We start from the raw sequence: 9,873 nt of genomic DNA, 5'->3' as shown, positions 1-9,873 counted from the left end.
AGTTCTTCATGTTCAGATTGGCTACTTTGTACGCATAAAGGAAATGGATACCAACCAGAAATATCCGCTGACCCCATATCGGCCCTAAAAACACATAACACACTAATAATCAATCAAAAGCACAAGTACATACCTTTCTTTAAAAACACGGTCGCAGTATAGCAACCGGTATAGATGGAAGACGACTCATCCGTTTCTATCTTGCGAAAACATTTGACTTAAAGTTATCTAAGCACAGTCGGAAGGAAATATCGGCCGGCCCGGAAGAGGGCGCATGGTAATAAACCTGTGTTTATGCGGAAGAGAGGACACGAAGAAGGGAACAGAAGGAAACACAACAGGCCATTATTCAGATATAAAAAAAGCCGCTAAATACTTAGCGGCTTCTCGGTTGGGCTACCTGGATTCGAACCAGGAATGACAGGACCAGAATCTGTAGTGTTACCATTACACCATAGCCCAATGATAGGTTTATTTCTGTTTTGCGGTTGCAAAGATACAAAGAATTTTATAAATCCAAATAAAAAAGAGTGTTTTTTTGCAGAAAAAATGATAAGGCACCGTAACCCAAAGGATTATATAACTAAAAAAAATCAAAATTTGAAAGACTTTTCCCCTTTTACATGTTTGATATGATAAATCAACGTATATTTGTCAACTGTTTTAATATGATTAATGTATAATGAACGAAACAAAAGAACTGATTCAACAGATTACAGAAGGTATCCAAGATAAAAAAGGGAGAAAAATCGTCGTCGCAGACCTTACTAAAATAGACGATACGATATGTAACTATTTCATTATCTGCCAAGGGAATTCCCCCAGTCAAGTAACAGCCATTGTGGAATCCATCCGAGAATTTACACGGAAGGGCGTCAACGTAAAGCCTTATGCCGTGGACGGATTACGCAACGCCGAATGGGTGGCTATGGACTACTCGGACGTACTGGTACACGTGTTCCTGCCGGAAACAAGAGAGTTCTACAACCTGGAGCACCTGTGGGCGGATGCCAAACTAACTCAAATACCCGACCTTGATTAATAGAAACGTATGGACAACAATACCAATAATAAAAAGCCCAACAGGGTGAATATGCCCAAGTTCAATCTGAACTGGCTGTATATGATTATAGCGACAATGCTATTGGGGCTATACCTGACCAACGAAGGAGGCAATGCGACCAAAAGCATCTCCTACGATGAGTTTCAGCAATATGTGCGCAACGGCTACATCAGCAAAGTAGTAGGTTACGACGACAACTCCGTCGAAGCATACGTGAAACCGCAGCATGTGGGGAACGTCTTCCGCCAAGACTCTACCCGCGTGGGCAAGAATCCGCTTATCACGACCGAAGCCCCTTCGCGCGAAAGCCTGGGAGAGTTCTTGCAGAAAGAGCAGGACGAAGCACACTTTGACGGTTCCGTCAACTACGAAAAGAAACGGAATTATTTCGGTGCTTTCCTGTGGCAAGTACTTCCCTTTGCGCTTCTCATTGGATTCTGGATATTCCTGTCACGCCGTATGACCGGCGGCAGCGGCATGGGCGGAGGCGGTGGAATCTTCAGCGTGGGCAAATCGAAAGCCCAATTGTTTGAAAAAGATTCTTCCATCAAAGTCACTTTCAAGGACGTGGCGGGACTCGCCGAAGCCAAACAGGAAGTGGAAGAGATTGTGGAGTTCCTGAAAGAGCCGCAGAAATATACGGAATTAGGCGGTAAGATTCCCAAAGGCGCCCTGCTTGTAGGTCCTCCGGGAACCGGTAAGACCCTGCTTGCAAAAGCGGTGGCGGGAGAAGCCAACGTACCTTTCTTCTCGTTAGCGGGTTCCGACTTTGTGGAAATGTTTGTCGGCGTGGGCGCTTCCCGTGTCCGCGACCTGTTCCGTCAAGCTAAGGAAAAAGCGCCGTGCATCGTCTTCATCGACGAGATTGATGCCGTAGGACGTGCCCGTGCCAAAGCAGCCGCCATGGGTGGCAACGACGAGCGCGAGAACACCTTGAACCAGCTACTGACCGAGATGGACGGCTTCGGTTCCAACAGCGGTGTCATCATATTGGCTGCCACCAACCGTGTGGACGTATTGGACAAAGCGCTGCTCCGTGCCGGACGTTTCGACCGACAGATACATGTGGACCTTCCCGACCTGAACGAACGGAAAGAGGTATTCGGCGTACACCTGCGCCCCATCAAGATAGACGATACGGTGGACGTGGACTTGCTGGCCCGCCAGACTCCCGGCTTCTCCGGTGCCGACATCGCCAATGTCTGCAACGAAGCTGCCCTGATAGCTGCACGCCACGGCAAGAAGTTCGTGGGCAAGCAGGATTTTCTGAATGCAGTCGATCGCATCGTGGGCGGTTTGGAAAAAAAGACCAAAATCACGACGGAAGCCGAACGACGTTCTATCGCCATGCACGAAGCCGGACACGCCAGCATTTCGTGGCTTCTGGAACATGCCAACCCGCTGATTAAAGTCACCATCGTGCCGCGCGGACGTGCGTTGGGTGCCGCCTGGTACCTGCCGGAAGAGCGGCAAATCACCACCAAAGAGCAAATGTTGGATGAGATGTGCGCCACCTTGGGAGGCCGTGCCGCCGAAGACCTGTTCTTAGGCCGTATATCCACCGGAGCGATGAACGACCTGGAGCGCGTCACCAAACAGGCATACGGCATGATTGCCTATTTAGGAATGAGCGAGAAGCTGCCCAACCTCTGCTACTACAACAACGACGAGTACTCTTTCAACCGTCCGTACAGCGAAAAGACGGCGGAACTGATTGATGAAGAGGTCAAGCAGATGGTGAACGAACAGTACGAACGTGCCAAGAAGATATTGTCCGAGAACCAGGAAGGCCACAACCGCTTGGCACAACTGCTGATTGACAAAGAAGTCATCTTTGCCGAAGACGTGGAGCATATCTTCGGACCTCGGCCATGGGCATCGCGATCGGAAGAGATTATCAGTGCCACCAAAACCTCTGCCGAGCTGAAAGAAGTTGAGGAACAAGAAGAGAAAAAGGCTGCTGAAGCAGAAAAGGAAATCAAGGAAAAAGAGAACAATGAAAAATAACTTTATCCAACGCGCCATTACCGGTGTATTGTTCGTCATCGTATTGGTGGGATGCATTCTCTGCGGCCCACTCTCATTCGGTTTCTTGTTTACCCTCATCTGTGCGCTGAGCGTACACGAGTTTGCACAATTGGTCAACAACAGCGGCGAAGTAAGCATCAATAAGACCATCACCGCCCTGGGAGGAGCCTACCTGTTCCTCGCGCTGATGAGCTTCTGCACACAACAAAGCAGCGGCTCACGGGTGTTTCTTCCCTATCTGGCGCTGCTGCTCTACCTGATGATAGCCGAACTTTACCTGAAGAAAAAGAATCCGATAGGCAACTGGGCATTCTCCATGCTCAGCCAGCTGTACGTGGCATTGCCCTTCGCCTTGCTGAACGTACTGGCTTTCCACCACTCGCCCGAAACGAGCAGTGTCACCTACAATCCCATCCTGCCGCTTTCCATCTTCGTCTTTATCTGGCTGAGCGACACGGGGGCTTATTGTGTAGGTTCACTCATCGGCAAGCACCGCTTGTTCGAACGCATCTCCCCGAAGAAATCGTGGGAAGGCAGCATCGGCGGCAGTGTCTTTTCCATTGCCTCCTCGTTGATTTTCGCACACTTTTTTCCGTTCATGCCGGGGTGGCAGTGGGTCGGACTGGCCATCGTTGTCGTCATCTTCGGCACTTGGGGAGACCTGACCGAATCACTAATGAAACGCCAACTGGGCATCAAAGACTCCGGCAATATCCTGCCGGGACACGGTGGCATGCTCGACCGTTTCGACAGCGCACTGATAGCTATTCCTGCCGCAGTGGTCTATCTGTATGCACTGACCATGTTCTAAAATATAAAAAGAAAGTGTGTCTGAACGAAAAAGAACCGACATAATGATAGATTTTAGGCACGGATTACATGGATTTCACGGATTAGTCAAGAAGAAAACCGTGTAAATCCATGTAGTCCGTGCCTAAAAAAAGAGGAATGCATGTTTTGACACATCTCCTCTTTTTTTCTGTTTGACTAACGGGTAGGTTTTAAGCTGCCTCTTCCGTTATTTCAGCTGCATACCGGACAGGTCTGCATCACTTCTGCTTTTCACATTGTCGGCATCGCTACTCTTCAAATCGAGTGTCACTTCTACTTCGCCGTTCTTTTGAGAATTGAGTTTCAACTTGATGCCTTTTGTCTCATCGGTGATATCTAGGCTGTTCAGGTTGTAGGATACGGCACCGTAGGCTTGTCTGTTGGTCACATCATCGAAATCGTTGTAGCGAAGTTCCAGATGGATGTAACCATCTTCGCCATACAACTCTTCATCCGCTTGCGGACGCACCAGGCTGATGCGGTGCTTGTTCTTGGACGGCAGATTCTGCACAAAGAAGATGTTCATATAACCACCGCTGATAGTGATATCGCCCTGATAGATTACCACAGGGTCGTTGCCAAACTCCTCTTCCGTTTCGGGAGTCAGCGTATCTATTCCCTTGGTCAGTACGTTTTGCAGCCTCAGCAGCTTCACGGCGTGGTCATAGCCTTCGTAGTTGTCCCACAACGGATTGACCACGGTCAGCACACGCTGTCCGTCCACAGCCTCATACCATCCCAGGTCCGTATTCACCGGCCAAAGTGTTCCCCAGACATCGCTATCCAAATAGAAAGCATTTCCGGTGACACGCACAGTAGCCCACAAAGGCGGGGTAAAATCACCGATGGAATACCCATCATCATCACTACACGACTGCAATACCGGCATCACCGCCAAGCATATCGCCATCAATAATCCATGTAATTTTTTCATATTCAAAGTTCATTTTAGATGTTTCTGCATAGAAAACACAAAAATGGAACTTTTACTGCATCGACTTTTGCTTTTTAACAAAATATAAGTTCGTCAGCCTCTTCACCATCTCACGGGCCGCATGTTTGGGAGCACCTGCCTCGCCCAGACGGATCTTCACCTCGTCGTAGCCTTCGCACATCCGGCGGCGATACTCCCGGTCGTACAGCAGCCGCTTCAGTTCCGCACGAATCTGCTCCACCGTCATGGTATCGGCCACCAGTTCCTTGACCACTTCCCGATTGGCAATCAGATTGACCAACGAAATATATTTCACCTTCAGGATATGCCGTTTCAGGAAAGCAATCACCTTTCCAATCGGCGTATGATAGCATACGGCTTGAGGCACCCCGAACAGCGCCGTCTCTAGGGTCGCCGTGCCCGATGTCACCAGCGCGGCTTCCGCCTGCTGCAACAGGGAATAGGTCCGGCCAAAAATTATCTTCACATCCGCATTGCCCACATACCGCCCGTAATACTCGGGAGGAATGCCCGGAGCCCCCGCCAGCACCAGCTGATAGTCGGGAAAAGCGGCGGCGGCACGAAGCATATCGGGCAGATTATCCTTGATTTCCTGTTTGCGGCTGCCTGCCAGCAGAGCTATAATGGGTTTGGACGAAAGCCCGTTGGCCCGTACAAACTCATCGAACGTTTCCGAACGGGAGGCACGGAAAGACGTCACTTCATCCAACGTCGGATTGCCGACATACTGTATCGGATAGTGATGTTTTCCTTCAAAGAACTCCACCTCAAACGGCAGGATGGAGAACAGCGCATCCACATCCCGCTTGATGTTCTTGACGCGATATTCTTTCCACGCCCACACCTTGGGAGAGATATAGTAGAATATGGGGATGCTTGTATGGGAACGGACAAACTTGGCGATATCCAGGTTGAAGCCGGGATAATCCACCAGAATCAGCACATCCGGTTGCCACGCCACAATGTCTTCCTTGCAACGCCTCATGTTGGCAAAGATGGTGCGCAAATGCAGCAACACAGGGATGAATCCCATATAGGCCAACTCCTTATAGTGCTTCACCAGCGTGCCACCCACCGCCGCCATCAGGTCGCCGCCGAAGAAGCGGAACTCCGCTTGCGCGTCTTCCTCTTTCAAGGCAGCCATCAGGTGGGAAGCGTGCAGGTCTCCGGAGGCTTCACCGACAATCAAGTAGTACTTCATAAGAATTGAGAATTGAGAATTGACAATTAGTAATTGAGATTTGGGAGAGGTTGTCCAAAGGCCTTGTGGTTGCTTACATGCTGTTATGATTTCAGGCACGGATTACACGGATTTCACGGATAAGATAAATAGAATGCTGTGAAATCCGCGTAAGCCGTGTCTGAAAGAAAACATAACGGAAGTTGTCGGACAGCCTGAGGGGCAATATTCTATTGGCTACATAGCCGCTATCAATTGTCCATTGTCCATTATCAATTATCAATTGTCAATTGTTAATTGTTTCAGAACCAGGTTTTCAGTTCATCAATCAAGTGATAGGCTGTGACATCTACCGTGGTCGGGGTGATGGCGACGTAGCCGTTATTGAGCGCCCAATGGTCGTTCCGCTCGTTGTCGGCTTCGCTATCTGCAAACTCACCGGTCAGCCAGTAGTAGTGGCTGTTTCCTTTATGGGCAAAGTTTTCCCATTCGTTCACCCATTGTCCTTTGGCCTGTTCGCAAATCCGGACTCCCTTCAGTTCTTTCGTATTCGGGAAGTTGACGTTCAGGCAGGTCAAGGGAGGCAATCCTTTCTCCAGCACCTGACGGGCTATCTCACGGATATAGGGGCCTGCCGGTTCAAAATCGGCATCCGGCTCGTGGGAGCAGAGTGAAAAGCCGATGGAAGGCACCCCCTTCAGGCATCCTTCGATGACCACTCCCATCGTGCCCGAATAATGAACGTTCACCGAAGAGTTGTCGCCGTGGTTTATGCCCCCCACCACAAGGTCGGGCTTACGGTCGAGCACCGTATGGAAGGCCAACTTCACGCAATCGGCCGGCGAACCCGAACATTTATAAACCGTCACTCCCACGTCCTGGCGGATCATCTGGTAGTGAATCGGTTCCGATGTTGTCAGCGCACACGCATACCCCGAACGCGGGGCATCCGGAGCCATCACCACAAGCTCGCCCAACGGACGAAGAAACTTTATCAACTCGCTAATGCCTTTCGCAATGACGCCGTCATCATTGGAAATCAATATCAAAGGTCTCTGATTCTTCATAATTTCTTTGTTATGGTTGCCGCAAAAGTAGCTAAAAAGAAAGAATTATCCTATCCGTTGGCGCAATTAAATCAGCAAGTAGATGTGTCCAAACGAAAAGAAACCGACATAACGATATAATTAGGCACGGATTACACGGATTTCACGGATTAATCAAGAAGAAAACCGTGTAAATCCGTGGAATCCGTGCCTAAAAAAGTGGAATGCATGTTTTGACACATCTACCTTATATTTCCCGGTTTGACAGACACTTGTGTCTGCCGTCTCAAACACTTGTGTCTGTCAGCTTGAACACAAGTGTTTGTCACGCTGAACACAAGTGTCTGTCAGCCCACTTTTTCGACGACTGATAATCAGCGCATTAAACATGCTTGAGAGCAGGCGTGCGAATCAATTCTGCCAACGGGCAATTATCCTGTCTTTGCTTGTAGAGAGAAAGACACTACAAGCGCAACTACAAAAATAATTGTTTACAATCATGCGCCATCGGGTTGTTTGCCAGAGCCTTGAGCTTACAGCCGTTTTGTGTTGTTTATGGCCTCAGAAATCGCCCCTACAGCATAGTCTGCTTCGTATCTCCTTCGTACCAACTCCGTACCTTCTCCACATAAAAGTACTTTTATCCGAAGAACGTCCGAAGAAGGTATGGAGTTGGTAAGGCCTTGGTACGGAGCGGGTCCCCCCAAAAACGCCTCCCGAAGAGATTGTTCTTATTCTTTACAACAAGCCGGTTTTTATTAAAAAAAGCGGACATCATAACATGGGGCTTCCAATGCAGCGCATCGGCTTTCACTCCTTTCACTCCTAATGAAGTGAAGCGAAGTGGTAACTCCTCTAACTCCTAATGAAGCGAAGTGATAACTCTTTTAACCCCCGAAATGAAAAAGCCGTGCTTTTTAGCAGAGAAAAAGCATCCTTAAGAAGATTTTCCCATAGAAACACCATCCGTTTCAATAGTTTTTCATACCTTTACACCTCGTTGGACTTATCAGATCCGGCATCTTGAGATAGAAAAAGAAAAAATAATATATAAAATGACTCATAAATGGAATTATCAACCCATAACATCCAAACAGGCAGAAGCAAGCCGGCAACTCGCCAGCGAACTGGGAATCAGCCCGATATTAGGGGGATTGCTGGTAGAGCGGGGAATAACGACAACGACTGAAGCCCGAAGGTTCTTCCGCCCTCAGCTACCGGATTTGCACGATCCGTTCCTTATGAAAGATATGGATGCAGCGGTAGAACGCCTGAACAGGGCGATGGGAAAGAAAGAACGCATTCTGGTTTATGGAGACTATGACGTGGACGGCACTACGGCAGTAGCGCTGGTTTACAAGTTCATTCAACAGTTCTATTCGAACATTGACTACTACATCCCCGACCGCTACAACGAAGGATACGGAGTCTCTTTTCGAGGGGTGGACTATGCTGCGGAAAGCGGCGTGGGGCTGGTCATCGTGCTGGACTGCGGCATCAAGGCCGTGGAGGAAATCAGCTACGCCAAAGAGAAGGGTATCGACTTCATCATCTGCGACCACCACGTACCTGATGAAGAGCTTCCGCCCGCCGTGGCGATTCTGAATGCCAAACGCGAAGACAACACCTATCCCTACGAACATCTTTCGGGATGCGGCGTGGGCTTCAAGTTCATGCAGGCATTCGCCATCAGCAACGGCATCGAGTTCCACCACCTGATTCCGTTGCTGGATCTGTGCGCGGTCAGCATCGCGTCGGACATCGTCCCGATTATGGGCGAGAACCGCATCCTTGCCTACCACGGGCTGAAACAGCTGAACAGCAACCCGAGCGTAGGCCTGAAAGCCATCATCGACGTGTGCGGACTGGCAGACAGAGACATCACCGTGGGCGACATCGTATTCAAGATAGGTCCCCGCATCAACGCCTCCGGACGCATCCAAAGCGGAAAAGAAGCCGTGGACCTGCTGATTGAGAAAGACTTCTCGACTGCTTTGGAAAAGGCAAGTCAAATCAACCAGTACAACGAAACCCGCAAAGACCTGGACAAGAACATGACCGAAGAGGCGAACCGAATCGTCGCCGAACTGGAAGGGCTTGCCGACCGCCGCTCCATCGTGCTCTACAACGAAGACTGGCACAAAGGGGTCATCGGCATCGTAGCTTCCCGCCTGACGGAAATCTACTACCGCCCGGCAGTCGTGCTGACACGCACGGACGACCTGGCAACCGGTTCCGCCCGTTCCGTCTCGGGATTCGATGTTTACAAAGCCATCGAGCACTGCCGCGACCTGCTGGAAAACTTCGGAGGACATACATACGCCGCCGGACTCTCTATGAAAGTGGAGAACGTGCCTCTCTTCATCGAACGTTTTGAGGAATTCGTCTCGCAGAACATCCTGCCGGAACAGACTTGCGCCGTCATCGACATCAATGCCGAAATCGACTTCAAAGACATTACTCCCAAATTCTTCAATGACCTGAAGAAGTTCAATCCCTTCGGACCGGATAATGTCAAGCCCATCTTCTGCACGCACAATGTCTATGACTATGGCACCAGCAAAGTGGTGGGCCGCGACCAGGAACATATCAAACTGGAGTTGGTGGACAACAAATCGAACAACGTGATGAACGGCATCGCCTTCGGGCAGAGCTCGCACGTACGCTTCATCAAGAGCAAACGCTCCTTCGACATCTGCTACTCCATCGAAGAGAACACGCACAAACGGGGCGAGGTGCAATTGCAGATTGAGGATATAAAGCCGAACTA

General features: G+C 49.7%; 7 protein-coding genes and 1 tRNA gene. 4 read left to right on the top strand and 4 right to left on the bottom strand.

The window, feature by feature from the left end; genetic code table 11:
• Positions 1 to 391: 391 nt before the first annotated feature.
• Positions 392 to 462, bottom strand: a tRNA-Gln gene (locus K2G43_RS08645).
• A 220-nt stretch (positions 463 to 682) separates the two neighbouring features.
• Between K2G43_RS08645 and rsfS the strand changes: the two genes are divergently transcribed.
• The 3 genes from rsfS to K2G43_RS08630 are packed head-to-tail and all read left to right on the top strand — an operon-like array spanning position 683 to position 3,902.
• Entirely contained in the window at positions 683 to 1,042 is a 360-nt protein-coding gene (gene rsfS / locus K2G43_RS08640; protein WP_300154244.1) for a ribosome silencing factor, read from the top strand.
• Between the two features lie 9 nt (positions 1,043 to 1,051).
• Entirely contained in the window at positions 1,052 to 3,070 is a 2,019-nt protein-coding gene (gene ftsH, locus K2G43_RS08635; protein ID WP_297644607.1) for an ATP-dependent zinc metalloprotease FtsH, read from the top strand.
• On the top strand, positions 3,060 to 3,902 hold the full coding sequence (locus tag K2G43_RS08630; protein WP_297644604.1) for a phosphatidate cytidylyltransferase: 843 nt from the start codon (positions 3,060 to 3,062) through the stop codon (positions 3,900 to 3,902). The genes ftsH and K2G43_RS08630 overlap by 11 nt, the downstream gene beginning before the upstream one ends.
• Before the next feature lie 207 nt (positions 3,903 to 4,109).
• On the opposite strand, the gene K2G43_RS08625 is transcribed toward K2G43_RS08630, so the two are convergent.
• From K2G43_RS08625 to surE, 3 genes are all read right to left on the bottom strand, one after another.
• Positions 4,110 to 4,856, bottom strand: a complete 747-nt coding sequence (locus K2G43_RS08625) for a NigD-like protein (protein WP_300154240.1) — start codon at positions 4,854 to 4,856, stop codon at positions 4,110 to 4,112.
• 52 nt (positions 4,857 to 4,908) lie between these two features.
• Positions 4,909 to 6,078 carry a lipid-A-disaccharide synthase gene (gene lpxB / locus K2G43_RS08620; protein ID WP_300154236.1) on the bottom strand — a complete coding sequence of 390 codons (1,170 nt, stop codon included), beginning with the start codon at positions 6,076 to 6,078 and terminating at the stop codon, positions 4,909 to 4,911.
• Positions 6,079 to 6,359: 281 nt separating this feature from the next.
• Positions 6,360 to 7,124 carry a 5'/3'-nucleotidase SurE gene (gene surE / locus K2G43_RS08615; protein ID WP_297644598.1) on the bottom strand — a complete coding sequence of 255 codons (765 nt, stop codon included), beginning with the start codon at positions 7,122 to 7,124 and terminating at the stop codon, positions 6,360 to 6,362.
• Between the two features lie 1,034 nt (positions 7,125 to 8,158).
• Here surE and recJ point away from each other — a divergent pair.
• Positions 8,159 to 9,873 (top strand): single-stranded-DNA-specific exonuclease RecJ (gene recJ / locus K2G43_RS08610; RefSeq protein WP_297645634.1); only part of this gene is annotated, 1,715 nt, incomplete at its 3' end.

It is taken from the genome of Bacteroides sp., from assembly GCF_029057325.1.
Taxonomy (GTDB): Bacteria; Bacteroidota; Bacteroidia; order Bacteroidales; family Bacteroidaceae; genus Bacteroides.
Note: the sequence above shows the minus strand (reverse complement) of the source record. Positions and strands in the feature narration are given on the sequence as shown.

Bases quoted from the DNA above. Each gene is read 5' to 3' on its own strand.
- lpxB (WP_300154236.1), bottom strand. From the start codon at position 6,078: ATGAAGTACTACTTGATTGTCGGTGAAGCCTCCGGAGACCTGCACGCT.
- rsfS (WP_300154244.1), top strand. From the start codon at position 683: ATGAACGAAACAAAAGAACTGATTCAACAGATTACAGAAGGTATCCAA.
- surE (WP_297644598.1), bottom strand. From the start codon at position 7,124: ATGAAGAATCAGAGACCTTTGATATTGATTTCCAATGATGACGGCGTC.
- K2G43_RS08625 (WP_300154240.1), bottom strand. From the start codon at position 4,856: ATGAAAAAATTACATGGATTATTGATGGCGATATGCTTGGCGGTGATG.
- ftsH (WP_297644607.1), top strand. From the start codon at position 1,052: ATGGACAACAATACCAATAATAAAAAGCCCAACAGGGTGAATATGCCC.
- K2G43_RS08630 (WP_297644604.1), top strand. From the start codon at position 3,060: ATGAAAAATAACTTTATCCAACGCGCCATTACCGGTGTATTGTTCGTC.